This window comes from Amycolatopsis sp. BJA-103 (assembly GCF_002849735.1).
GTDB lineage: Bacteria > Actinomycetota > Actinomycetes > Mycobacteriales > Pseudonocardiaceae > Amycolatopsis.
On the sequence record NZ_CP017780.1, the window covers coordinates 6,590,560 to 6,616,144 of the forward strand.

At 66.4% G+C, this 25,585-nt stretch carries 19 protein-coding genes; 9 read left to right on the forward strand and 10 right to left on the reverse strand.

Annotated features, from left to right (window positions below; translation table 11 throughout):
* Positions 1-76: 76 nt before the first annotated feature.
* The 4 genes from BKN51_RS29075 to BKN51_RS29090 are packed head-to-tail and all read left to right on the forward strand — an operon-like array spanning position 77 to position 16,003.
* The gene (locus BKN51_RS29075) at positions 77-2,938 is read left to right on the forward strand and encodes a helicase-related protein (protein ID WP_101610671.1); all 2,862 of its coding nucleotides are present in this window, start codon (positions 77-79) and stop codon (positions 2,936-2,938) included.
* Positions 2,935-7,614 (forward strand): Eco57I restriction-modification methylase domain-containing protein, encoded by a 4,680-nt coding sequence (locus BKN51_RS29080; protein WP_233222954.1) that lies wholly within the window; start codon positions 2,935-2,937, stop codon positions 7,612-7,614. The genes BKN51_RS29075 and BKN51_RS29080 overlap by 4 nt, the downstream gene beginning before the upstream one ends.
* Positions 7,611-13,859, forward strand: a complete 6,249-nt coding sequence (locus tag BKN51_RS29085) for a DEAD/DEAH box helicase (RefSeq protein WP_101610672.1) — start codon at positions 7,611-7,613, stop codon at positions 13,857-13,859. Before BKN51_RS29080 ends, BKN51_RS29085 begins: the two co-directional genes overlap by 4 nt.
* Positions 13,860-13,873: 14 nt before the next feature.
* Positions 13,874-16,003: a UvrD-helicase domain-containing protein gene (locus BKN51_RS29090; RefSeq protein ID WP_101610673.1), complete on the forward strand. Its 2,130-nt coding sequence runs from the start codon at positions 13,874-13,876 to the stop codon at positions 16,001-16,003.
* Positions 16,004-16,203: 200 nt separating this feature from the next.
* On the opposite strand, the gene BKN51_RS29095 is transcribed toward BKN51_RS29090, so the two are convergent.
* From BKN51_RS29095 to BKN51_RS29110, 4 genes are read right to left on the reverse strand one after another with little or no spacing between them, the layout of a single operon-like run.
* Positions 16,204-17,472 carry an MFS transporter gene (locus BKN51_RS29095; protein ID WP_101610674.1) on the reverse strand — a complete coding sequence of 423 codons (1,269 nt, stop codon included), beginning with the start codon at positions 17,470-17,472 and terminating at the stop codon, positions 16,204-16,206.
* Positions 17,469-17,816: a VOC family protein gene (locus BKN51_RS29100; protein ID WP_101610675.1), complete on the reverse strand. Its 348-nt coding sequence runs from the start codon at positions 17,814-17,816 to the stop codon at positions 17,469-17,471. The genes BKN51_RS29095 and BKN51_RS29100 overlap by 4 nt, the downstream gene beginning before the upstream one ends.
* A complete protein-coding gene (locus tag BKN51_RS29105; protein WP_005163639.1) occupies positions 17,813-17,971 on the reverse strand; it encodes a hypothetical protein in 159 nt (52 codons plus the stop codon). The genes BKN51_RS29100 and BKN51_RS29105 overlap by 4 nt, the downstream gene beginning before the upstream one ends.
* 9 nt (positions 17,972-17,980) lie before the next feature.
* Positions 17,981-19,114 (reverse strand): MFS transporter, encoded by a 1,134-nt coding sequence (locus BKN51_RS29110; protein WP_101610676.1) that lies wholly within the window; start codon positions 19,112-19,114, stop codon positions 17,981-17,983.
* A gap of 77 nt (positions 19,115-19,191) precedes the next feature.
* Here BKN51_RS29110 and BKN51_RS29115 point away from each other — a divergent pair, with 77 nt between their 5' ends.
* Positions 19,192-19,749, forward strand: a complete 558-nt coding sequence (locus tag BKN51_RS29115) for a helix-turn-helix domain-containing protein (protein ID WP_101610677.1) — start codon at positions 19,192-19,194, stop codon at positions 19,747-19,749.
* 2 nt (positions 19,750-19,751) lie between these two features.
* On the opposite strand, the gene BKN51_RS29120 is transcribed toward BKN51_RS29115, so the two are convergent.
* Positions 19,752-20,159 (reverse strand): VOC family protein, encoded by a 408-nt coding sequence (locus BKN51_RS29120; RefSeq protein WP_101613522.1) that lies wholly within the window; start codon positions 20,157-20,159, stop codon positions 19,752-19,754.
* Between the two features lie 167 nt (positions 20,160-20,326).
* Here BKN51_RS29120 and BKN51_RS29125 point away from each other — a divergent pair, with 167 nt between their 5' ends.
* Positions 20,327-20,710, forward strand: a complete 384-nt coding sequence (locus BKN51_RS29125) for a YciI family protein (protein ID WP_101610678.1) — start codon at positions 20,327-20,329, stop codon at positions 20,708-20,710.
* Positions 20,711-20,732: 22 nt separating this feature from the next.
* On the opposite strand, the gene BKN51_RS29130 is transcribed toward BKN51_RS29125, so the two are convergent.
* From BKN51_RS29130 to BKN51_RS29140, 3 genes are read right to left on the reverse strand one after another with little or no spacing between them, the layout of a single operon-like run.
* On the reverse strand, positions 20,733-21,020 hold the full coding sequence (locus BKN51_RS29130; protein ID WP_101610679.1) for a DUF1905 domain-containing protein: 288 nt from the start codon (positions 21,018-21,020) through the stop codon (positions 20,733-20,735).
* Between the two features lie 5 nt (positions 21,021-21,025).
* Positions 21,026-22,408, reverse strand: a complete 1,383-nt coding sequence (locus BKN51_RS29135) for a pyridoxal phosphate-dependent decarboxylase family protein (protein WP_101610680.1) — start codon at positions 22,406-22,408, stop codon at positions 21,026-21,028.
* The gene (locus BKN51_RS29140) at positions 22,401-23,042 is read right to left on the reverse strand and encodes a class I SAM-dependent methyltransferase (RefSeq protein ID WP_101610681.1); all 642 of its coding nucleotides are present in this window, start codon (positions 23,040-23,042) and stop codon (positions 22,401-22,403) included. The genes BKN51_RS29135 and BKN51_RS29140 overlap by 8 nt, the downstream gene beginning before the upstream one ends.
* 236 nt (positions 23,043-23,278) lie before the next feature.
* Between BKN51_RS29140 and BKN51_RS29145 the strand changes: the two genes are divergently transcribed.
* The 3 genes from BKN51_RS29145 (at position 23,279) to mscL (ending at position 24,858) form a co-directional block, all read left to right on the forward strand.
* Positions 23,279-23,602 (forward strand): FmdB family zinc ribbon protein, encoded by a 324-nt coding sequence (locus BKN51_RS29145; RefSeq protein WP_101610682.1) that lies wholly within the window; start codon positions 23,279-23,281, stop codon positions 23,600-23,602.
* A 115-nt stretch (positions 23,603-23,717) separates the two neighbouring features.
* Entirely contained in the window at positions 23,718-24,359 is a 642-nt protein-coding gene (locus tag BKN51_RS29150) for an SAF domain-containing protein (RefSeq protein ID WP_101610683.1), read from the forward strand.
* Between the two features lie 94 nt (positions 24,360-24,453).
* Positions 24,454-24,858: a large-conductance mechanosensitive channel protein MscL gene (gene mscL / locus BKN51_RS29155; RefSeq protein WP_101610684.1), complete on the forward strand. Its 405-nt coding sequence runs from the start codon at positions 24,454-24,456 to the stop codon at positions 24,856-24,858.
* A gap of 6 nt (positions 24,859-24,864) precedes the next feature.
* On the opposite strand, the gene BKN51_RS43630 is transcribed toward mscL, so the two are convergent.
* Positions 24,865-25,035 carry a hypothetical protein gene (locus BKN51_RS43630; protein WP_168214414.1) on the reverse strand — a complete coding sequence of 57 codons (171 nt, stop codon included), beginning with the start codon at positions 25,033-25,035 and terminating at the stop codon, positions 24,865-24,867.
* A 3-nt stretch (positions 25,036-25,038) separates the two neighbouring features.
* Positions 25,039-25,539, reverse strand: a complete 501-nt coding sequence (locus BKN51_RS29160; RefSeq protein WP_005155592.1) for a MogA/MoaB family molybdenum cofactor biosynthesis protein — start codon at positions 25,537-25,539, stop codon at positions 25,039-25,041.
* Between the last annotated feature and the right edge of the window lie 46 nt (positions 25,540-25,585).

A 25,585-nucleotide genomic window follows, 5' to 3' on the forward strand; every position in this document is an offset into this window, starting at 1 on the left:
ACTTCTCGGTCGGTAACGAACCCGCCGTGATGTCGACCATTCTTGTCAGTGACGTAACCAAGACCGAGAGGTAGTTGTGACGGCAACGAAGCCTGAAGCCGATGGGGCAGTCGCACCTGGCTCGACGGTGCTGATCAGAGGAGAGGAATGGCTGGTCAGCGCAGTGGAGGAGACCACTGACGGGCAGCTCGTTCATGTGCAAGGCCTTGGCGAGCTGGTCAGAGGCACCAGTGCGTCGTTCTACCGCAACCTCGACGAGATCGTTCCCCTGGAGCCAGCCGACGCGACGGTCGTCACCGACGACAGCCCCCGCTACCGCACCGCCCGGCTCTGGCTGGAGTCGACGATCCGCAAGACCCCGCAGCCCATCGGCGAGCAGGCGTTGTCGGTGGCCACACGAGGGCTCGCCGACGCATTGAGCTACCAGCAGTCGGCAGTACGCAAGGCGCTCGATCCAGCGAACCTGAGACCACGGCTGCTCCTGGCGGACGCGGTTGGGCTCGGCAAGACCCTCGAGATCGGCATGATCCTCTCGGAGCTGGTGCGCCGAGGGCGAGGTGAACGCATCCTCGTCGTGACGCCCAGGCACGTGCTGGAACAAATGCAGCACGAGCTGTGGTGCCGCTTCGCATTGCCATTCGTACGGCTGGACTCGGCGGGGATTCAGCGGGTGCGGCAGAAGCTGCCTGCCACCCGCAACCCGTTCACCTATTTCAAGCGGGCGATCATCTCGATCGACACGCTGAAGTCCGACCGCTACGTGGCAAGCCTGAGCAAGCAGCGCTGGGACGCGGTGGTGATCGACGAGTCGCACAACCTGTCCAACTCGGCGACGATGAACAACCGGCTGGCCAGGATTCTCGCCCGCAACGCAGAGGCGTTGATCCTCGCGTCGGCGACGCCGCACAACGGGCGCGCCGACTCGTTCGCCGAACTGCTCCGGTTGCTCGACCCGTCCGCAGTCCCACCGGACGGCCAGCTCGACAAGGACGAGGTGCGCAGGCTGGTCGTGCGCAGGCACCGGCACAGCCCGGAGGTCGCACAAGTCGTCGGCGCCGACTGGGCGCCTCGGCAGGAACCGGAAAACGTACTCGTCCCAGCGACGGCCGAAGAGAACGCGGTCGCCCGCGAGCTCGCGGACACCTGGTTGTGGCCGGGCACCGGTGGGAGCCCATATTCGGGGCAGAACGCGTCGCTGTTTCCGTGGACCTTGGCCAAGGCGTTCCTGTCCTCACCGGCAGCTCTTCGGGAAAGCATCGACGGCAGACTGGGCAGGCTCGGCGACGACGATCGCGCGGCGCGGGAACGTGTCGCGCTTCACGAACTTGCCGAGCTGAACGACAAATGCCTGACCTCGGCGAAGTATCAGCGGCTGGTCGAGCACCTGAAGAAGATCGGGGTCGGCAAGAACAAGCCGATCCGCGCCGTGGTGTTCGCTGAGCGGGTGGAGACATTGCGCTGGCTTCAGCGTAGTTTGCCGAAGGACCTCAAAATGCCCGCCGATGCCGTGGAGTTGATGCACGGTGGGCTCGCCGACGATAAGCAGCAAGCGGTCGTCGAGGCGTTCAAACAGGAACAGGCACCGGTGCGGGTGCTGGTCACCGGGGACGTCGCCTCCGAGGGCGTCAACCTGCACGCACAATGCCACCACCTGATTCATTACGACATCCCGTGGAGCCTGATCCGGATCGAGCAACGCAACGGCAGGATCGACCGGTACGGGCAGAAAAATCCACCGTTGATCACTGCTTTGCTGCTTGACCCGGACGGTGAGAAGTTCGCCGGTGACGTGCGGATTCTGGCCAGGTTGCTGGAGAAGGAGAACGAAGCTCACACCGCGCTCGGCGACGTCGCTTCGCTGATGGGCCACTACGACGTGAAGAGTGAGGAAGACGACATTCGCGCGGTGCTGGCCGGCAGCAAGGAACTCGACGATGTGGTCCGCCCGGTCACGGACGTCGCCGCGGGCAACGACCTCACCGCGTTGTTCGCCCAGCTCTTCGACACCCCCAGCACGCAGCAGTCGGCTCCGAGCCCGCCGGAGCCAACCGAATCCGGCCCCACGCTCTACCCCGATGACGTGTCCTATCTGGAGGACGCGTTACGTCAGGCGTTCATCGACCCGACCGCGCCGCCGGCCAAAGGCGGTGTCGGCTGGCGAAGAGATGTCGACTTCGGCACCGCGGAACTCGTCCCGCCAACGGATCTGGCGCAGCGTTTCGACGTATTGCCCCAGCGATATCTGGCCGAACGCAAGGTCACCGAGAAGCTGGTGCTGGCCACCACCCCGGCGCGCGGCAAGGACCGGCTTGCCGCCGCGCTGCGCGACGCCACGAAGCTGAGCTGGCCGGACGCGCACTACCTTGCGCCGCTGCACCCGGTGCTGAACTGGGCGGCGGACCGAGCGCTAGCCGCGTTGGGTCGCAACGAGGTGTTCGCCGTGCGCGGCGCCGTAGACGCGCCCACAGTGCTGCTGGTCGGCACGTTGACGAACAAACGCGGCCAGGTCGTCGCAGTCGCCTGGCTGACCGCCCAGTTCCCGGATCAGGACGCCCCGTCCTTCGCGTTGATCGCCCCGCACGGCTCGGCACGCGATGCGTTCATCGAGCTCGGCTGGGACAAGCCCCGCACCAACCCCGGCCCGGTGGACGTGACCGGTCTGCAAGCTCTTGTCGCTCCGGCCGTTCACCAGGCTGAACGACACCTGCGTACTTTGTTCGACGCAGCGGCCAAGGACGTGACGAGCAGGGTCGAGCAATGGTCGACCCGGCTGGATCACTGGGAGAACGAGGCCGAGGCCCTCATCCAACGCAGTGAACTGAAACTGCGCCGGGCAACCGTGGACCAGGAGCGGGCGATGGTGGCCGCGATGGCGCCGGACCGGCAACTGGTCCGCCCACTGCTGGTGGTCGTTCCGGAATCCGAAGGAGAGAAATGATGGCCGGTTCGGACGCGATCATCGTTGGTGAAGGCTGGCTCTCCGAGCACTACTTCAGCACCGACGCCACCAAGGAGTCCTTTCGCGCGAAAGTGTCGGAGCGGCGGAAGTTCTGGGACGACGAAGACAAAGAGGGCCGTGAGACGCCCCGCTCGAGGTTCATCAGCGCCCGCCAGGACCTGGAACGCGATCTTGCCCTGATGGCCGAGCTGCTCGACCCGTCCGCAGAGGCGGCAGCCGTCCGTGACGGCCGTACCGCAGACGATGTCGCCGCGGACGTGCACGAGCGACTGATCGGCATCTTTGGCTTGACCGGTCACGGGCTGGTACTCGATCGGACCGGCCCACTGCTGCGGGTGTCTGCACCCGGCGTCGAGAAGCACGCCCCACTGGTGGTGCTGTCGGCTCGCCCGATCGGCGCGCTGGAAGATCTGCTCGCCCGTGACGCGGTGACACTGCCAGAACCAGTGCAGCTCACCGAGGACGACGAGGAGATCAAGTCCGTCGCCCGGTTGACGTCGTCGTTGTTCGTCGCCGAGGAGGCCCCCGAATTCGTGCTGGTGCTTGCCGGCCGATGGGCGCTGCTGGCGGAGCGGGATCGCTGGGCCGAGGGCCGCTACCTGGCAGTCGACCTGCAATTGGTCTGCGAGCGCAACGACACCAAGAAGGCCGGTGAGATCGACCGGGCGCTCACTTGCTTGTCCGCGGAGTCGATCGCCCCCGACGCGGAAGGCGCCATCTGGTGGCACGGCGTGCTTGAAGCCTCTGTCAAGCACACGGTGGGGGTGTCGAAGGATCTCCGCGACGGCGTCCGCCTGTCGATCGAGATCATCGCCAACGAGGTGCTCGAGCGTCGCCGGGCGCAGGGACTCGATCCGCTCCCCGCGACCGAGGCGCAGGAGCTGGCGAAGCAGTCGCTGCGATTCCTGTACCGCATCCTGTTCCTGCTTTACGCCGAGGCGTCACCCGAGCTCGGGGTGCTCCCGGTGGGCGCCCCGGAATACGACCAAGGCTACAGCCTCGACCGGCTGCGTGAGCTGATCCAGGTGGAACTGGCCACCCCGCAGGCCCACAGCGGCACTCACTTATACGAGTCCCTCGCAGTGTTGTTTCGCCTGGTCGACAATGGCCACGCCCCATTGACGGGTGGCGACGACTCGGAAGCCGCGGAAGGACTCACGTTCAACGCGCTGCGCGCCGACCTGTTCCAGCCGGCGAAGACCGCGCACATCGACGAGGTGCGGCTCGGCAATGCCGCATTGCAGCAGGTGCTCACACACTTGTTGCTCAACAAGGAATCCCGCGGCAAGGACCGCGGCTTCATTTCCTACGCGGAACTCGGCATCAATCAGTTGGGCGCAGTGTACGAGGGCCTGATGTCCTACACCGGTTTCTTCGCCGAGACCGATTTGTACGAAGTGGCCAAGGGTGGCGACAGCGTCAAGGGATCGTGGGTGGTGCCCGTCGACCGTGCGGACGACATCTCACCAGACGACTTCGTCAAATCCATCGACCCGCGCACCGGAGAGAAACGCCCGGTGCTGCACCCGAAGGGTTCGTTCGTCTTCCGCCTTGCTGGCCGGGAGCGCCAACAATCCGCGTCGTACTACACCCCGGAGGTCCTCACCCGTTTCACCGTCGGCCAGGCGTTGGAAGAACTCCTCGATCAGGACGGGACGACGAGCGCGGCGGACATCCTCACGTTCACCGTGTGTGAACCCGCGCTAGGTTCCGGCGCGTTCGCGATCGAAGCGGTCCGGCAGCTGGCGGACCAGTACCTCAAGCGCAGGCAAGCGGAACTCGGCGTCCGGATCGACCCGGACGAGTACCCCCGCCGATTGCAAGAGGTCAAGGCATACCTGGCGCTGCACAATGTGTACGGGGTTGACCTCAACTCCACCGCGGTGGAGCTCGCGGAGATCTCGCTCTGGCTGGACACCATGGTCTCGGGTTTGTCCGCACCGTGGTTTGGCCTGCACCTGCGCCGCGGCAACTCCCTGGTCGGTGCGCGCCGCGCGGTCTACTCCCGCAACCAGGTGAGTACCAAGTCTTGGCTCACCGAGGTACCGCGAGACATCCCGCTCACCTCGCTCGTCGACGACGTCGCGAACGACCGAGTCGCCGCCGACGGCATCCATCATTTCCTGTTACCAGCCGACGGCTGGGGCGCGGCCGCAGATGCGAAGGAAGCCGCGGCGCTCGCACCGAACGCGGCGAAGGCAGTAAAAAACTGGCGCGCTGGTGTTCGCAAGAAGCCAACCCAAAAGCAGGTTAACGCCCTCACCGAACTCGCACACCGGGTCGAGGTCCTCTGGCAGATCGCCTACCGCAGGCTGAACATCGCCGAACAGGAAATCCGCCGGGACATCCCGATCTGGGGTTCCGACGATCTTCCGGTCGGCGGCGCGGTGAAACGTGAACAGATCGAAGCCACGCTGGCCGATCCGAACGGCGCCTATCAGCGCCTGCGCCGTGTCATGGACGCCTGGACCGCGATGTGGTTCTGGCCGCTTACCAGCGACACGCCACCCCCAGACTTGGATGGCTGGATCGCAGCCCTGCAAGCCTTGCTCGGCCGTAGCCCGGAGATCCGCAAGAAGAACACGGGCCCGACCTTCGCCCAGGCCGCCGACTGGAACGAACTTAACCAGGCGGAAGAGCTCGAACTTACTTTCTCCGGCACCAAACCGGCAGCCACGGTCCTCGGCGACCACCCATGGCTGGCGGTGTGCGAACAGGTAGCCCGGCAGCAGGGCTTCTTCCACTGGAATCTGGACTTCGCGACCGTCTTCGTCCGAGGCGGCTTCGATCTTCAGGTAGGAAATCCACCCTGGGTCCGCCCTCGATCCGACGTGGACGCTCTTTTGGCGGAGGGGGACCCCTGGTGGCAGCTGGCCGTCAAACCGTCGGAAGAGAAGCGGGCGGAGAAGCGCGAAACGACCCTAGCCCTTCCCGGCATCCGCGACTTGGTTCTGGAGGGAACCACTGACATTGCATGTCTGGCCGAACACACCGGTTCGCTGGCTCAGTATCCGCACTTGCAAGGATTACAACCCGACCTCTATCGCTGCTTCATGGAACAAACCTGGCGACATGTTTCGCAGCGCGGCACCATCGGCCTGATCAGCCTGGAGTCACATTTCACCGACGAAAAAGCCGGGAAGCTACGAGCAGCGACATATTCACGACTTAGGCAGCATTGGGAATTTATAAACGAACTTCAACTCTTCGAGATTCAGCATCAAAAGCACTACGGCGTAAATATTTACGGCATTTCGCGTGAGTATGTGAAATTTACTAGTGCAGTATCGATGTACCACCCTGATACCGCCATTCGATCACAAGAACACGATGGGTCTGGCCCCGAGCCAGGATTCAAGGACCCCAGCGGCGACTGGGATCTGCGGCCGCATCGAAGCAGGCTCACTACCGTAACTGACGAAACACTGGCCACCTGGCATACTATCCTCGAATCGAGCGACATCCCGATTCGTGAGACTCGGATGGTCTACGCCGTCAACCGTTCCACTGCTGCCGTGCTCGACAAGCTTGCCCACCTTCCTCGAATCGGGAAACTGGACCTCAAGTTCTCTGCTGGCTGGCACGAGAAGAACGACCGAACAAAAGGCTACTTCGAGCCCAAATGGGGAAAGCCCACATCATGGGACGACGTGATCCTGCAAGGGTCACATCTCTTTGTCGCTACGCCATTCTACAAGTTTCCGAACAGCACGATGAAGAACAAGGATGACTGGTCTGTTGGTGACCTTGAGCAACTCCACGCTGACACTATCCCGGTCACCATCTACAAGCCACGAGGGAGCCGAACCGACTACAACCTAAAGTACACCCAATGGGGCACTGGAAGCGAGCACCCTGCCCGCGACTATTACCGTCTCGGCTGGCGTTGCATGGCGGCAAACACTGGCGAAAGAACGCTCGTGTCGGCCATTATTCCGCCAAAGGTGGCGCACGTTGATGGCATCTTCTCAATGGGCTCCCCCGACTGCGCGCCACGGACGATCGCAGCTCTAGCCGCCAAGTTGTCATCGATCGTAAGCGACTTTTCAGTGAGAGTCGCTCCAAAGTCGACGATACGCGCAGGAGCAGTCAATCGAATAGCTATCGGCGAGGACTATCGATTAGACAACCTTCTTCTCCTAAGGTCCCTCCGGCTAAATTGTGTCGTAGATGCATACGAGAGCCTGTGGAACGAGTGCTATACCGACGATTTTTCTGATGATCACTGGACTGGCGGATTGAATCACAATCGGCGCGATCCTCTCGGCGACGCGGGTCCCGAGTGGAGTGATGGCACGCCTCTACGGATCGCAGCTGATCGACGGCAGGCGCTGCTGGAAATTGACTCACTGATGGCTCTCACGCTTGGGCTTACCGCTGACGAGTTGTGCTCGATCTATCGGACGCAGTTCTCCGTCCTGTATGGATATGATCGGAACGTTTACTATTACGATGCCAACGGACGCCTGGTTCCTAATTCCGTGCTCACCGTGTGGCGGAAGAAGGGGGATCGGATGTCCGAGGAGGAGCGGACGGCCATGAACCCCGCCGGGAACACCTACACGTACGAGTTGCCGTTCATCACGTTGGACAGAGAGCACGACATGCGCGTGGCATATGCCGAGTTCCAGCGGCGTCTTGAGGAGCGCTCGTGAGTGAGCTGCTGCCGACGCTGCAGGCAGATCGGATCAGGGTCGGCCTCGTCGACTACCTGACGACCACGTTCGGACTGACCGATGGAGACGCCCGGGATGCGCTCGATCGGTTTCTCTCCGATCCGGACACCGGCATGTTCAAGGGTCCTTACGTCCGTCTCCGCTTGCCATTCCGTCCTGCCGACGAAGGCTGGCGGGAAAATCTCGACTGGTACGAAGGCTTCCCGCCGTACGGACACCAGGCCGCCGCGTTCGCCCGGCTCGCATCCTCGGTGGATGGGCAGGACCGCCGCCCGCTACCGACGCTGGTGACCACCGGCACTGGCTCCGGCAAGACCGAGGCGTTCCTGTACCCGATCATCGACCACGTCCTGCGCGCCCGGCGTAACGGCGCAAAGGGCACAAAAGCTCTGATCCTGTATCCGATGAATGCGCTCGCCAACGACCAGGCGGGCCGGCTCACCACCCTGCTCACCACGCACCGCGAACTCGCCGACGTCACCGCGGCTCTCTACACCGGTCAGGATGGGCCGACGCGCACCAGTGTCACCAAAGACGGGCTGATCACCGACCGCGGTATTGTCCGGGACACCGCCCCAGACATACTGCTCACGAACTATAAGATGCTCGACCAACTGCTGTTGCGCGTCGAGGATCAGGACCTCTGGCGACAGTCCGCGACCAGCCTTCGTTACGTGGTGCTCGACGAGTTCCATACCTACGACGGCGCGCAAGGCACCGACGTCGCGATGCTGCTGCGCCGCCTCGGCTTGGCACTGAAAAGTCACTGGAACGACGACGACCCCGACATCGACGCCGTCGCGCGACGACGCCCGCTCGGGCTCGTCGCACCAGTCGCCACCTCCGCCACATTGGGCGACAAGGGCGACCCGGCAATCATGCTCGACTTTGCCGCAACCGTGTTCGGCGAGGAATTCGACACCGACGCAGTAGTCACCGAAACCCGGCTCGGTCTCGACGAATGGTCCGAGGGCGCAGAGCCGGGACTTCAGCCGGTCCCGCTGGCCGACCTCGACGTACTGGGCATCGTGAAGAAGGTCAAGGACCTCGGGCACGACCCGACCGGTGAGCAACTCGCCCACATCGTGCTCGGCTCCCTCTACGGTGTTGACGCGACAGCGTTCGCCGACGCCACACCGGAGCGACTCAACGCCGCCTGCCGGGCGCACCCGCTGATTCACGACCTCGCCCGGCACACCGAATCCGCGATCGCGCTCGACAACCTAGCCATCGACGTCCTCGGCACGGACTCGGAGTTCGTCGGCTACGTGATCGGCGCGCTCGGGCACGTCCGTGCCGTCGCCGGCAGGGCAGCGTTGTCGGTAGACCTACACCAGTGGGTGCGCGAGTTGACCCGCATCGACAGGACCGCCTCCGCAGCCACCCGGTTCCGCTGGAGCGACGACGGCCCGGCCGTCGCGGACGACGCCGAAGCCCGGCCATCGTTCCCGGCCATCTTCTGCAGGCACTGCGGCCGGTCTGGCTGGGGTGTAGGGCTTGCTCCGGTCGGCAACAGTCTGGCGGTCCAAGACGAAGACATCCGACGCAACCACGCCGCCCGCGAGGGCCGGTTCCGGGCACTGCTCTACGCGCCCGCCGAAGCAGCCACAGATCTGGACGACGACCAGCCTGTCGAGCGGCTGGTGTGGTTTTCCGTTCGTCACCGGGAACTGCTCACCAGCGTTGCCGAGGACGACCCGGAACTGCGTGACGGCTGGATCTTGCCGGTGCTCACCACCACCGGTCTCGACACGGACGCCGACGCGAACAAGGACACTTGCCCGTCGTGCGGTCAGGAAGACGGTATCCGGTTCCTCGGTAGCGCGATCGCCACTCTGCTGTCGGTGTCGCTGTCCACGTTGTTCGGTACGCCGAGCCTGGACACACGCGAGAAGAAGGCGCTCGTATTCACCGACTCGGTGCAGGACGCCGCACACCGGGCCGGCTTCGTACAGGCCCGCTCGCACACCCTCACGCTGCGTTCGGTGTTCGCCGACGCCGTCGCCGACGGCCCGCTCACCCTGGACGCGCTGGTCGACGAGGTGATCCAGCAGTCGGGCGACGATCCGTTCGCCCGCTACCGGATCCTCGCCCCGGACTGTGCCGACCGGGAATCGTTCGTTCCGTTCTGGCAAGCCCCAACGCTGCGCGCGGTGCGCGCCGCCGTGCGATCCAGGGTAGGTAAACGGCTCGCACTCGCCGCCGCGCTGGAGTTCGGGCTCAACTCGCGGACCGGGCGAACGCTGGAACTCACCGGCACGGTCGCCGTCGAGGTGGAAGCCGGGAGGCCGCAACGCATCGCCGGAATTGCACGGTCCGCGCTGACAGGTACGTCTTGGCAGGACAAACTCTTCAGCGATCCACGTTCCGACGCGACGATGATCACGTGGGTACGTGGCGTATTGGACCGGATGCGCGCGCAGGGCGCCATCGACCACCCCTGGTTCGACCGGCTACGGACCGAGGACGGCCGAGATTGGTCGATTTGGGGTGGCCGGCCACGCAGCGAAGGCATGCCCGCGTTCCCCAGAAACCGCCCCGCCCCCGCATACCCGAAGGTCGGTGGGACCGGTGCCACCGGACGCGGTGTGGACGCTGTCACCGCATCCCAGTCTTGGTACGCCCGCTGGACCAGCCGAGTGCTCGACGTGTCCCCGCTGGATGGCGGGAGGCTGGCCAAGCTCTTGTTCGATCGGCTCGCCCGCGACGGTGTGCTCAGCACGACCATCAGCGACGCCGGTGCCACTGTGTACGCCATCCCAGCGTCTGGCGTCGTGGTCGCGCCGCCGGACACCTCGCCGCGACTGCTGGTCTGCGACACCTGCCGGGCTGTGACGCCCGGCTCGTCCGCCACCATCGACCAGCTCCTCGCTGCGCCCTGCTTGCATGACCGTTGCCGTGGGCGGCTGCGTGTGGAGGACTCTCCGGACAACTTCTACCGGCGTCTTTACGCATCCCCGGACATGCGGCGCGTGGTCGCCCGTGAACACACCAGCCTGCTGGACGACGAGACCCGGCAGGCCTACGAAGAAGGTTTTCGCAACGCGGCAGGCAGCCCGCAGGCCCCGAACGTGCTGGTCGCGACGCCGACGTTGGAAATGGGTATCGACATCGGTGACCTGTCCGCGGTGTTTCTGGCTTCGTTGCCGCGCACAGTGGCCTCCTACCTGCAACGCGTCGGCCGCGCTGGGCGCCTCACTGGCAACGCGTTGAGCCTGGCGTTCGTCACCGGACGTGGCGACCAGCTGCCCAAGATAGGCGACCCGTTGTCCGTGGTCGACGGCGAGGTTCGACCGCCCGCCACTTACCTTGCCGCGGAAGAGATCCTGCGCCGACAGTACGTCGCCTACCTCGCCGACGGCTTCGCCCGCGATCCTCGGCGCCCACACCCGCGCGCCGCAGTCGGCGCAATCGGGTCGGACAAGCCCGGTACGTTTCTCGGCGAACTCGTTCGACACGCCGAGCAAGGGGCCGACGACCACCTTGCCGTGTTCACCGCGACCTTCGCAAAGCTACCCGACGATGTCGTCATGCAACTGCGCGAGTGGCTTCGGCCGAACTCCGGTCCAGGGACCAGCGGCTTCGCCGCGCACGTACACGCCGCGAGTGTGCGCTGGCAGTCCACAGTAGACACATTGCAGCAGCGAGAGAAAGCTATCACCGAGTTGCTGCCGAACCTCGAAGCCAAGATCGCCTCCCCCGCCGTCACCGATGACGACAAGCAAGCGCTGCGATCAGCGAAGGCAACCGCGAAGCTCACCTTCGGACAGCTCGCGCACCTGCGCGGCACGTACTGGATCAGCGTGCTGGAGGAGTACGGGCTGCTCCCCAACTACACGTTGCTCGACGACTCTGTCACCCTCGACGTCGGGTTGTCCTGGACCGACCCGGACACCGGTGCGCACGAATACGGCTCAGCTCGGTTCAATCGCGGTTCTGCGCTGGCGCTGCGTGATTTCGCGCCCGGCGCCACGTTCTATGCTCGTGGCTGGGAGATCACCATCGATGCGGTGGACCTCGGCCTAGACGGCGCGTCGATACGCACCTGGGCGTTCTGTCCGTCCTGCGGGTACTCTGCGGACGTCGCCGAAACCGGCCGAGATCTACCGGTCCCGCCGTGTCCTCGATGCGGCAGCCGGGGGATTTCCGATACCGGACAACGCCTCGACGTAGTCGAGTTGACCAGAGTCTCCGCCGAGGTCCGGCGGGACGAAGTGGCGATCTCCGACCGGCGCGACGACCGCGACCGGGCCGCGTTCCACATCGTCACCTCCGCCGACATCGACCCGGCGAACGCGGTACGCCGCTGGTTCGTCGAGGACACTGGGCTTGGCTGCACGTACCTGCGAAGCGTCGATCTCACCTGGATCAACCTCGGTCCGCCCGGGCAGGGCGCCACCCGCATGATCAGTGGCGAGGCGCGGCAGGGACTGCTGTTCCGGGTGTGCTCCGGGTGCGGTGTGAAGGACACCGAGTCCGGCCGAAACCGGCCACACGAGCACCGACCTTGGTGCCCTTATCGGACGGCAACGGACGAGGTGACGAGCACCATCGCGTTGTCTCGAACGTTGCGCACCCAAGGACTGCTGATCAGGCTTCCTCGCGTGGTCACCCTTGGGGACGACTTCGCGGTTCCCAGCCTTGGCGCCGCGCTGCTGCTCGGATTGCGCGAACGCATGGGTGGCCACCCCGACCATATCCAGGTCGAGTTCGTGGTGGATCCGACGCACTCGGACGGCACCGACAACCACGAAGCGATCCTGCTGCACGACGTGGTGCCCGGTGGTACCGGCTATCTCGCCGAAACCGCCGCTCCTGAGCAGCTGCGGGAGCTACTGGTGCTTGCCTGGCAACGGGTTCGTGAGTGTGAATGCAGGCACGAGCTACGGCTGGCCTGCCATCGCTGTCTGCTGCCGTTCGTGGCCCCTGGCATGGTCGGCCGCGCGTCCAGGTCGTCGGCGGAACGGCACCTGCGCACCCTGCTCGGCTTGCCTGCCGACGCGTCGACCGCAGACGGAACGACCTGGACGGTGACCGAAGTGGCGCCACACGAGGAACCGGAATCCCATCTTGAGCGCGCGTTCCACCGACTGTTCGTGGGCAAGCTCCGCCGCGCGGGCGCCACTGTCACCGAGACCCCGGGTCCCACTGGCAACGTAGTGCGCTTCACCTTCCCCGGTGGACACCGGCAATGGACGTTGGCCCCTCAGGCGAACGTGGCCGACTCACGGCCGGACTTTCTGCTGCAGACCAACGACATGAACGTGCCGGACATCGCGATCTTCACCGACGGCCGGGCCTATCACGCCACGTCGACCTGCAACCGGCTCGCCGACGACGCTGCGAAACGCGCGAACCTGCGCGACGCAGGACTGCTCGTCCTCAGCGTCACCATGGCCGACCTCGACGCGATCGAGCAGCCGTCGTGGTACCACCCGGACCTGGCAGGAAGTCTCCTGAACGTACCGCCATTCCAGGCGCCACCGGAGGCGTACCGGGCGCTCGGGCGCGGCCCGGTGGATTGGCTGGTCGACTGGGTGATTGCCCCGGCACCGAACGCAGTTCGCGCCGTCAGCCGGGCGGTGCCGATGTTCCTCTCCCGTGGCGCTCAACCGATTACCGTGACCGATACCGTCGATCTGGAGGTCGTCGCCCGGGCGGCCCTGCTCGACGAGCACATCCCGATCGGCGAACGCAAGGTGCATCTGTACCGGACAGGCGCGCTTGCCGCCGCCGTCGAGATGTTGTTGCCTACCGGGTTGGTTCGAGTGGCGGTCGTGCTGGACGACCGCGACGAGGAGTTGGACGATGCGCACGCCGATGCGTGGCGTGGTTGGCTGCGGCTGTCCAACGCGCTCGCTGCGCGCGACTGGCCGACAGTGATCACGACGACCAGCCAGGTGAGCCCGGGTACTACGCCAGCGGAGGAACTACCCCAGGAAGACAGGCCGCTGGGTGCCTGGGCTGACGTCTACGACGCTGCCGGATCGGACCTCGAACGTCAGCTCGTTGCAAAGCTTGCAGCGCACGGCGGGGTTACGCCACCCAAGATCGGCGTCGAAGGTCCCGACGGGATCATGCTCGACGTCTGCTGGCCTACGGAGCGTGTCGCCGTCGTCTTCGACCACACACCCCAACAGGACCGCGATGACTTGACCGCGGCAGGATGGCAGGTCGTGGAAGCCGAACTGGAAAAGATCGTCGTCGCGCTCTCACCGGCGTAGGAATTCGAGGAACGATGCCGACCATCATCATGGGCAAGCTGGCCAGCAAGATCGATGGATCGATCCGCAGCAAGGCCATGGCATTCCTACAGAAACTCGGGACCGACGACACCACGTCCGGCCTGCATATCGAACCCATCGAGAACGCCGCCGACCCACGGGTACGCACCGGCAGAGTGGACAACTTCTGGCGAGCAGTCATGTTCCGCCTCGACAGCGACGGCGAGCGCCACTACGTCATTCACGGCATCTGGCCACATGACGACGCGATCGCCGAGGCGCGCCGGGTACGGCTGAGCGTCAACCCGATCAATGGGCTACCGCAGATCGCAGAGATCGAACCCCCGATCGAATCAGTCCCGGCCGTCACCAAATCATCGGCCAGCCAGTCGTTGCTCGTGAGTCTGGGCCATGACCGCAACACGTTGGTCGAGACTCTCGGACTACCGGAGCACGTAGTCAGTCAGGCGATCGACGCCGTCGACGAGGACGCAGTGTTGGATCTTGCTCAGCAGCACGATGGCTGGATCGGCACGATCTTGGTCGATCTCGCCGCTGGTGACACGGTCGATTCGGTCGTTGCGCGGTTGGAACTTGCGAAGGCCGCTCCCTCTGGCAATGCCGACGCGGACGTTTTGCACTCGCTGAAACGACCAGGGGCGGCCTTCCAGTACGCCATGATCGGCGATCAGGACGAGCTGCGTCGCGTCATCGAGGGAGGCGACTTCGGCGCCTGGCGGATTTTCCTGCACCCCGAGCAGCTCCGCTACGTCGAACGCAGCTACAACGGCCCGTTCAGACTGTCCGGAGGAGCAGGCACCGGCAAGACCGTCGTGCTCGTACACCGTGCTCGCGCACTGGCGCGCCGTAACCCCAATGCGCGGATCGTGCTGACCACGTTCACCACGAACCTTGCCGATGCGCTCAGCGACAGTCTTACGCAACTCGACCCACGAGTGTCGCAGGCAAAAAAACTCGGCCAACCGGGTGTGCACGTCACCGGTGTGGATGCACTTGCTTCTGCCGTGCTGCGCGGTGCAGGTAGCGGCCTCGCCGCCAGTGTGCGTGAGGTGCTCGGTGAAGACCGTTCCGCGCCACTTGCCCGAACAGCCGGCACCCGATGGCGAGAGGTCGTCGAGTCGACCGATACGTCACTTCCACCAGCGATGGCCAACGAGTCGTTCCTGTCGAGCGAGTACGGCCACATCGTGCTGCCTAACAAGATCCACGACGAGGCGGGATACCTTCGGGTGCGCCGCCCTGGCAGGGGCGTGGCACTCGATCGAGCCAAACGATCAGCCGTGTGGGGGCTCATCGCGGCATACCGTGCGCAGAGCCGTATCGATGGGAGTCTCGACTTCACCGAGGCTGCAGCCGTTGCCGCCGCACATCTAGCCAAACAAACAGACAAGCGTGCCGACCACGTACTCATCGACGAAGGACAAGATCTCTCGCCAACCCACTGGCAGTTGCTGCGTGCTCTCACCGGGGAGCATCCGGACGATCTGTTCATCGCCGAGGACGCACACCAGCGCATCTATGGAGCGCGCGTGGTGCTGAGCCGGTGCGGCGTAGCGATCGTCGGTCGCTCGCGGCGACTCACCCTGAACTACCGAACTACCGCGCAGAACCTGCATTACGCGATGAAGATCATCGAAGGTGGGCAGTACGTCGACATGGAAGACGATACGGAAACCACCGGCTATCGTTCAGCCCGCACCGGCCCCGAACCGGAGATCGTTCTCGCCGAAACTCTCAGTGCCGAATTGCAGATCATCGGCGACTATGTCCTCGCTTGGGTAAAAGCCGGAACCGATGCCGAGACTGTGGCAGTCCTCGTGTCGGACCGTTTCCATCGTGATCGGGTGGTGACGGCGCTGACCGAGCGTGGCGTCGATGCCCGCGCCGTCGATCGGGACCGATCGCCGCAGGGACGCGTAGCGGTCATGACCATGCACCGCGCCAAGGGAACCGAGTTCTCCAAAGTCGTGATTGCGGCCGATCGTCCCTCCTCGGTGGAACTGGCACGTCTGGAGGCACTGGCCCTTTCCGAACGAGCCGACGCCGACCTCCGGCGTCGGTCACTGCGCTACGTGGCAGCCACTCGCGCCCGTGACGAACTAGTAGTCGTAGTCCAGCAGTAAGGAACTCCGATGGTCCGAAAGGTGTCACGCTGCTTGCGGGTGAACGGCGGTACTTAGGTTGGTCCTAGCAGTGCCGTGATGTCAGGCAATGCCGGTGGTCAGCGAGCCGCACCAATTGCCGATTACGGTGAGGGGTGAATCTCCAGCTCGGGACATGCTGATTCCCTGGCCGAACCGCGCCAATCGCACCATCTTTCACCTCAGTTCAGGCGCGTGGATCTACGCGGGTGCCCCCTTCGAAGCGCAGCGATCGCGGCAGCGGCCAAGGCAACGGCGAACAGCGCGTACGAGGCGAGCAGGCCGGTGCCCGTGGAACTCAGGGCGCCGCCGACGGCCCGGCCCAGTAACTGCCCGACGCATTCCGCCGTGATGACGGCGGTGGCGAGTTCCGCGGCGGAGAAACCGCTGGAGCCCGCGGTCGTGGCTCTGATGTACAGGCCGGGATAGGCGAGGCCGACGCCGATTCCGGCGACGGTCCAAGCGGCGAGGACCACGGGGAACGAACCGCCGAAAGCGACGCAAGCGGTGCCGAGAGCGGTCAGACTCAAGCCCACTACGGGAAGATACGTCGAAGCGAGCCGGGTCGCGACGAGGCTGGTCACCGCCCAGCCCAGGGGTGCGGCGCTCAGGACGATCGCCGCCTGCCCGAGACTCACTTGCACCACGCTCGTCAGGAGCACGGTGATCAGGCTGTCCGCGCCGAAATAGCCGATCGCGAACAACACCATCGCGCCGAGCGCGGCGGGGGTTCCAGGGCGTAGGCGAGCGGTGCCCGGCGGCAGGATCGCGATCATCCCGACGACGGTGATCGCCGCCCCGGCGAGCGCGATCGGCCAGAACCCCTTGCTGAACACGACACACGCCGCGCCGAGCGGCACTGTCAGGGTCCGCAGCAGCGGGCGTGGCACCTCGGTGGAATCCCGGGAGCCGCGGGTGGCGCGCACCACCAGCAACCGTCCGAAAAGGACGAACGGCACCGGCAGCAGGAGGGTCCAACGCCAGCCCACGAGATGTTCCAGACCCAACGTCACGGCCGGGCCGACCAGGGCGGGAACGATCCACATCGCCGAGGACGCCGCGACCACGCGGATCCGCAGGCGGTCGTCGAGATGCCGGATCGCCGAGCTGATACCGAAAACCGCGAGGAGGCCGCTGGCGAGCCCGGCGGAGAACTGGCCCAGGGCGAACATCCATGCAGTCCGCGACATCGCGGCCAGGAGGAGTCCGCTCAGGTAGGCGATCATCCCGGCGGCGAGGGTGCCGCGAGGGCCCAGGCGGGCGAGAACCCGGCTCGCCAAGGGAAGCGCGACGAAAAGGCCCAAGGACGAGCCGGCGATCAGGAGTCCGAGGCTGTCCCGGGCGTCGAGATCATCGGCGACGACGGGCAGCAGCGTGGAGGCGACGAAACCGGTCACCGCGGCCGCGAACTCGAGCGCGACGATGCCGACCGCCAGCCGGACTCCTGTCACGTGTAAAGGTCTCGGTCGTACAGGTTGAGCTGCACCCAGACACCGTCGGGATCCTGGACGCGCAGTGAGTGCCCGAAGCTTTCGTCCATCGGCGGTCCCGGCTCGAAACCGGCCGCTCGCAGGCGTTCCGCGACGTCTCCCAGTGGTTCGCCGACCTCGAAGGCCAGCTCGCAGCGGCCCACGTCCTCGCCGGACGACCGGTGGATGGCCAGCATCCCGCCCTCGGCGGGCAGTTCGACCCATCCGCCGGGGCGCGACACCGGCCCGGCCCGCAGCCCGAGAGCCTCGTAGAACCGCGTCATGGCCTCGACGTCCGAGGTGTAGCGGATCGGCATGACCTTCATCGTTCGCGTTCCTCACTGGTCCGCAGGTAGTCCTCCAGCACCCGTTCGACGAACGACGAGAGCGACTCGTCGGCGTCGACGGACGCGTGCTTCACCCGCTTGATGAGGTCGGGCGGCAGATAGACGTTGAATTGCCGTTTCTCGACCTGAGCCATGCTCGCATGCTAGCAAACGAGCACAAGGGGCACCGTGACCAGCGCCAGGGCCGCGCCGATCCACGGGATGGCGGTCAGCGAGGCGCCCAGGTTCAGTGCCCCGGCGGCGAAGGCCGGGGTGAGGCTGATGCCCAGCTGGAAGGCCGAGACCGTGGTGGCGCCGGCGAGGGTCGGGGCGGAACCGGCGATGGCGAACACCCGCCCGTAGAGCGCCGGGTTGAGCACGAAAGCCGCGACTCCCAGCAGGAACACCACGGGCACGACAACCCAGACCGACGTGGTGAAGACGGCGAGCAGCACCGAGAAGACCGCGATGCCGAGGACACCGCCAAGAAGCGCGTGGTGCGGCCGCTTGTCGGAGATCCGGCCGCCGACCGACAATCCCGCGAAGGCGCCGACGCCGAACAGTGCCAGGACGGCGGGGATCCAGACCGCGGGAAGGACGTCCTCCAGCATCGCCGCCAGGTAGTTGAAGGAAACCATGTACGAGGCGGTGCTCAGGATCGTGACGGCGTAGACGCCCCACAGGCGCCAGGAGCGCATCGCGCGCAGTTCGCCCGAAAGGTTCGGAGCCGCGGACGCGGTGGCGGGCAGGCCCACGGCGCAGCCGACCACGCCTACAACCGTAAGCGCCACGACGCCCCAGAAGCCGCCGGTCCAGTCGGTGAGGTTGCTGAGCAGGGTGCCCGCCGGTCCCCCGGCCACCATGGCGACGCTGAGCCCGGCGACGACGACGCCCGAGGCGCGCGCGTTGCGGTCGGGGGTCACCAGGCTGATCGCGGTCACGGCGGCGACCGCGAAGAAGCCCGCGTAGGCGAGACCGGCGACGAAGCGGGTGATCAGCAGGACGAGATAGTCGTCGGCGAGCAAGCCTGCCGCGATCGACGCGGCGAAGACGAGTTGCGTGGTCATCAGCGCCGTTCGCCGTGGCCACTTCAGGCTGAGCACGGCGAAGGGCGGGCCGCCCAGGACGACGCCGAGGGCGAACGCGGTGATGAGGGCTCCCGCGGACGACAGGGAGACGCCGAGGTCGGCGGCGGCCGAGGGCAGGACGCCTGCCATCAGGAATTCGGCGCTCCCCATGGCGAACAGGCTGAAGGCGAGCAGGTAGACGCCGGCGGGGAGGCGCTGGGTTTCGGTCATGGCGCCAGCATCGGCAGCGTCTGGCTGTTTCGGCAAAGAACTTTGCCGGAATCGGGACGAGCTGCTGTGCTGGCGATATGGAGAACCAACCCGCCGTCGCCGCGGCGATCGAGCTGATCGCACCCCGGCTGCGACGCGCACGCTCGAAAAAGGGGACGACGCTGGTGGAGCTCAGCCGCGCCACCGGCATCTCCACCAGCACCCTGTCCCGGCTCGAATCCGGGCAGCGCAAGCCGAGCCTCGAACTGCTCCTGCCGGTCATCGCCGCGCTGGGCCTGCGCGTCGACGAGATCGTGCCCTCACCGCGGGTGCTCGAACCGCCCGAGGACGGCCGGGTCCTCATTCCGCTCACCCGGCACGAGGACGGGCCCCGTGCCTACAAGATGACGATCCCGCCCGGCGACGACGAACCCCGGACGCGGACGCATCCCGGCCGCGAGTGGCTCTACGTGCTGCGCGGCAGGCTTCGGCTGGTGCTCGGCGACCAGGACGTCGTGCTCGGCCCCGGCGAGGCGGCCGAGTTCGACTGCCGGACGCCGCATTGGTTCGGCGCCACCGGCCGCGGGCGGGTCGAGGTGCTCAGCCTCTTCGGCAAGCAGGGTGAGCGGATCCATGTCCGCGCCCGCACCCGGTGACGTCAGACGCGCTGCTGGATACGGATCAGGTTCCCGGACGGGTCGCGGACGGCGCCGTCGCGCAGACCGTACGGCTGGTCGGTCGGCTCCTGGATGACCTCGGCGCCTGCCTCCGCGAGCTGCTTGAAGAGGCCGTCGAGGTCGTCCGAGGAGAACAGGATGCCCGCGTAGGTGCCCTTGGCCATCATCTCGCTGATGACCCGGCGCTCGTCGTCGGTGATGCCGGGGTCGACGGCCGGCGGGTGCAGCACGATCGACACGGGCTGTCCCGGCGGGCCGACGGTGAGCCAGCGCATCCCGTCGTAGCCGACGTCGTTGCGCACCTCGAAGCCCAGGAGATCGCGGTAGAACGCCAGTGCGGCTTCGGGGTCGGTCTGCGGGAGGAAGCTTCCGTGAATGCTGATGTCCATGGCGATCACGCTAGGTGAGGCCGGTATCCGGCGCTTCTCGATTCCTGATCGGTCGGGTCACCGTGACGTCTTCACTTCCCGGTCGTGGCCCGCTCACTGTTCGTGCTGATCCGCTGTCGGCACAGTGAAGGCGAGCCACGGCACGGTCCGCGAAGGGGAAGAACACGATGAAGTACCTGATCCTGCTCCATTCTCATCCTGAGCCGTGGGGACACCCGGTCGAGGAATTCACGCCGGAGTTCGCCGCTCTTTCCGCGGAGGAACGCGAGCGGCACTTCGCGGCATTCGAAGCGCTGCTCGGCCGTTTGCACGAAAAGGGTGAGCTCGTCAGCGGAGAACCGCTCGGCGACCCCGCGAAAGCGAGCCTGTACGAGTACGAATCCGGCGCGGCGAAGAAGAGCGCAGGCCCCTACTCGGCGACGAAGGACCATCTCGCCGGTTTCTTCCTGATCGAGGCCAAGGACCAGGCGCGGGCCGACGAGATCGCCGCCGAGTTCGCCGCGCCAGGTCAGACCGTCGAACTGCGGCCGATCTGGACCGGCGCCGTGTGAGCGGCCCCTTCTGTCGCGAGGGCTAGGAAATCCGCTTGGTCAGATGCACGGTGACCTGGTCTCCGATCTCCTTCCGGATCACCTTCCGGAACGGTTTGCGCAGCGGCATCATGTGGACGCCGCCGCCGATCGGCAGCATGCTCACCTCGTAGTCGTGGCCGTCCACGGTGCCGCTGACCTTGACGGCTTTGCCGGTGCCGAAGAACTCCGCGGAGTCCGGCATGTTCACACACGGCCAGCCGCTGTTGGAGTCGGGAATTACCTCGGCCGTGAACGTCACGTCGATGTCCTGCGGTGTCTTGTCAGCCATACTTTTCAGTTCTTCCTTGTCGTGTTTCCCGCGACGCTGCCCAAGGCCGCCTGAATCGCGGCGACACCGCGATCGACGTCGGCTTCGGTGGTGGTCCAATTGGACACGGAGATGCGCATCAGACGTCGGCCGCGCCAGGTGGTCGCGCCCATCCAGCACTCGCCGGAGCGCTGGACGGCCTCGATCACCTTGTCCGTGTCTTCGCCGAAGCTGACGAGGACCTGGTTCAGCACGACGTCGTTGACGATGGTGACGCCTTCGCTCTTCGCGAGTTGCCCGGCGAACCTGCGTGCCAGCGCGCAGCAACGCTCGACCAGTTCGGCGGCTCCTGAGCGGCCCAGCTCGCTGAGTGCCGCCCACGTCGCGAACCCGCGCGCCCGGCGGGAGGACTCCGGCACGAAGTCGCCCGGCGCTCTCACGTCGCCAGCCCCCTGGCCGGTCAGGTAAGCGGCCGTGAGCGACATCGCGGCGACGTGGGACTCGGGATGGGCGCAGAAGGCATAACCGCTGTCGTAAGGGACGTTGAGCCACTTGTGCCCGTCGACCGCCCAGGAGTCGGCCGCTTCCACCCCGGCGGTCAGGTGCCCGAGTGCGGGAGTGGCGGCCGCCCAGAGCCCGAACGCGCCGTCGACATGGACCCACGCGCCCCGCTCGTGGGCGATTTCCGTCGCTGCGGCGAAGTCGTCGAAGGCACCGGTGTTCACGTTCCCGGCCTGAAGGCAAACGATTGCGGGACCGTCGAGGGTGCGCTCGAGGTCGGCGACGTCGATGGCGCCTTGGCCGTTCGTGCGTACCGGCCTGACGGAGTCGGTCCCCAGGCCGAGTAGCCGCAGGGAGCGGTCGATCGTCGCGTGGCGTTCCTCGCCGGCCACCACCGTGAGCGGCGGCGCCCCGTGCAGTCCGCGACGCTCGACGTCCCATCCCGCCCGCGCCAGCACGTGATGACGTGCGGCGGCCAGGCAGACCGTGTTGGCGCCCTGGCCACCGGTCACGAATCCGAAGGAGGCGCCCGACGGCAGGCCGAGGACGTCCTTGAGCCACTCGCCCGCCACCTCCTCGACGATCGCGGCGGCAGGCGAGGTGACCTGGTTGAAAGCACCCTGGTCCCAACCGGCCGTCAGCATGTCGGCGGCCGTCGCGGCTTCGAGCGCGCCACCGGTGACGAATCCGAAGTACCTCGGCCCGGTGGTCGCCACCAGCGCGGGCTCGACGGCGTCGGCGAGCCGCCGGATCACGTCGGCGGGCGGAGTGGGCTTTTCGGGCAGCTCGCCGAGCTTTCCCCGGACGCCCGACGTGTCGTCCGGGAAGACCGGAGCGTCGGCCACGCTTTCGCGGTAGTCGGCCACGCGGGCGGCGACGTCGGCCAGGAGATCTCGCAGCTCACTCATCCGACGGCTCTCTTTCGATCGTCGCGAACCAGGCAGGAGCGCCGTTCTCGTCGTGGAACCCGGTCCGGACGCGCTCCTTCTCGATGGTCTTCACGCGCCATCCTTCACCGAAGGGCTTTGTCAGCGCCTCACGTTTTACGGGATGAGGTCCGGCGTTCTCGCCCTCGCTGAAACACAGGATGTACAGCGTCCCCTTGGTCACCGCTTCGAGGCTCTTGACGTACGCGAGGCGCTCGTCGGCGTCGAAGGCGTGGAAAAGCCCGCAATCGAGCACCGTGTCGAACCGCTGTCCGAGTCGCTCCAGGTGAAGCGCGTCCGCCGTCGTGAACTCGGCCTCGAGCCCGCGCTCGACCGCCTTCCGGCGTGCTCTGCTCAACGCGGTCTCGGCGACGTCGACGCCCAGCACGTGAAGCCCCCGTGACGCGAGGTGAAGCGCGTTCTCGCCGGACCCGCAGCCCGCGTCGAGTACCTCGCCGGTGAACCGTGGCGCCGCCCGGACGATGGCGGGCTGAGGTCCGCCGAAGTCCCAGGGGGCGGGACCCTCGTGGTAGGAGGCGTCCCATGGCCGGCCCGTCATGCGCTCGTGACTGGTCGGGTTCCTGCCGCCGAACGGATCTTCGGTTCGCTCCGGCATGGTGGCATTCCTTCCGCCCGCGCCAGGGTCGCACGCTGAGAGATCACGTTACTCACGATGGCCCGTAGCCTGGATGAAAGCCGACCCGGACCCGCGCGGAACAGGCGCGGTACGAATGGCGTGACCAGGGCATCATGTGACCTTGGGAAACCTTGTTTGACCAGCGCCGGAATGCGCCGGTACCGTGTTGTGTTAGCACTCATGTCGGCTGAGTGCCAATGCACGAAGGAGCAGCAGTGCCCACCTACCAATACGCCTGCAAGGAATGCGACCACGCTTTCGAGGCCGTGCAGTCGTTCTCCGACGCGAGCTTGACCGTGTGCCCGCAGTGCTCAGGGCCGCTTCGCAAGGTCTTCAGCTCGGTCGGCGTGGTCTTCAAGGGCAGCGGGTTCTACCGCAACGATTCGCGCGACTCGAAGGCCAACACGACCTCGACCTCGGCCAAGACCGAGTCCAAGTCGGAGAGCAAGACCGAGTCGAAGCCCGAGTCCAAGTCGGAGACGAAGAGCTCGGCATCCTCCTCCACGGGTACGACGAAAACGGCCGCCGCCGCTTCCTGACGCCCCGAGTTGTCCACAGGCCCCCGGTTATCCACAGCCGGGGGTTTTCGTTCTTCCCGGGTACCGCACCGGCCCCTAGCGTCGAGATCATCACCGATCGACGAGGGGGAATCCCGTGCTCCACGATCTGCCCGTCCTGCGAAGACTTCAGGGCAGGCCGGCGCGCCTGCTCCGCCGCTGGCTGGCCCTGTCCCTGCTGCTCAGCGGCCTGGTCGTCCTCTTCCTGCCCGACTCCGCCCGGGGCACGCCCGGCACCGCGACCGTGGTCTCCGCCCGTGACCTCCCCGCCGGGACACTGCTGCGCGCCGGGGACCTCAAGCTCGTCGACCTCCCGGACGACGTCCGTCCACAGGGCGCCACCGCCAGTCCCGCGTCGGCCGAGGGGCGGATGCTCGTCGGGGCGGCGCGGGCCGGTGAGCCGCTGACCGACGTCCGACTGGTGGACACAGCCATCCCCGGAACGGGTGATCCAGAGAATTCAACTGTCCCGGTGAGGCTCGGCGACGCGGGTGTCGCGGAGTTGCTCAGGCCGGGCCAGCGGGTCGATGTCGTCGCGGCCGCCGAGGCCGGACGAGAGGCGTCTGTGCTGGCCAGCATGGCCGTCGTGGCGGCTGTCGGCGCGCAGGGAACCGGTGAGCCGAGAGCTCCCGGCGCCGGGAGCAAGGGACCTTTGGTGCTGCTCTCCCTGCCCTCCGCGATCGCGACACGGGTCGCCGCCACCTCGCTGGAACGGTCCATAACGGTTACCCTCCGCTAGCTCGCGCCTGCCACCGGTGGCGGCGGGCGCCTGCGTCCCCCCGGTACGGAAAAGGGACGGTCGGCGAGCCGTCCCAGGTGAAGAGGAGTGCGACTTGCTCAAGGGTTTCAAGGACTTCCTGATGCGCGGGAACGTCGTCGATCTCGCGGTCGCGGTGGTCATCGGCGCCGCGTTCACATCGATCGTCACGGCCTTCACGACCGGCCTGATCAAACCGCTGATCAACACCATCGGCGGCTCGGACGCCGCCAAGGGGCTGGGGTTCAACATCCTCAGCGCGAACGACGCCACGTTCCTCGACTTCGGCGGCGTGATCAACGCGGCGATCAACTTCGTGCTGGTCGCCGCCGTCGTCTACTTCGTGATCGTGCTGCCGGTCAAGCACGTCCAGGAGCGGCGTAAGCGCGGCGAAGAGGCGGGCCCGGCGGAGCCGACCGACGTCGAGCTGCTCACCGAGATCCGCGACCTGCTGCGCGCGCAGCAGAACCGCCAGGGCTGAGCCGGATCACCGGTCGTGATGAGGCGGCCGGTTCTCCAGGTACCACGAGTCGGAGTCCGGGGCGCGCTGCCCCGGCTCTCGCTCGTCGGAAGTCGTGTCCGGCAGGACGTCGCCGAAGATCTCGTCGACCCGGCGTTGGGCGGCCGCGGCAGGGCGCTTGTCTTCGTCGTCCGCCAAAGGTCAGGCCTCTTCGAGTCCGGAAAGCTCGTCGATCACGTACGGCACCAGCGACGAGAGCGTCGCCATGCCGTCGCGGACGGCCGCGCGCGAACCCGCGAGGTTGACCACCAGCGTGCTGCCGGAGACCCCGACGAGCCCGCGGGAGATCCCCGCGTCCACCGCGCCGGCGGCCAGACCGGACGCGCGCAGTGCCTCGCCGATGCCCGGGATCGGACGGTCGAGCACACCGGCCGTCGCGTCGGGCGTGCGATCGCGCGGGGAGACCCCGGTGCCGCCGACGGTGATCACCAGATCGGCGCCACCGATCACGGCGGTGTTGAGCGCGTTGCGGATCGCGGCCGTCTCGGCCTCGACCACCACGACGCCGTCGACGATGAACCCCGCCTCTTCGAGCAACTCCGTGACCAGCGGTCCCGTGTTGTCCTCGTGTTCGCCGTGGGCGACACGGTCGTCCACGATGACCACCAGTGCGCGGCCCAGCCGTTGTGCGCTCCGTTCCATAGGCACACCGTATCCGGTTTCGGCTGATCTTCGCTCCCGCGGTGTC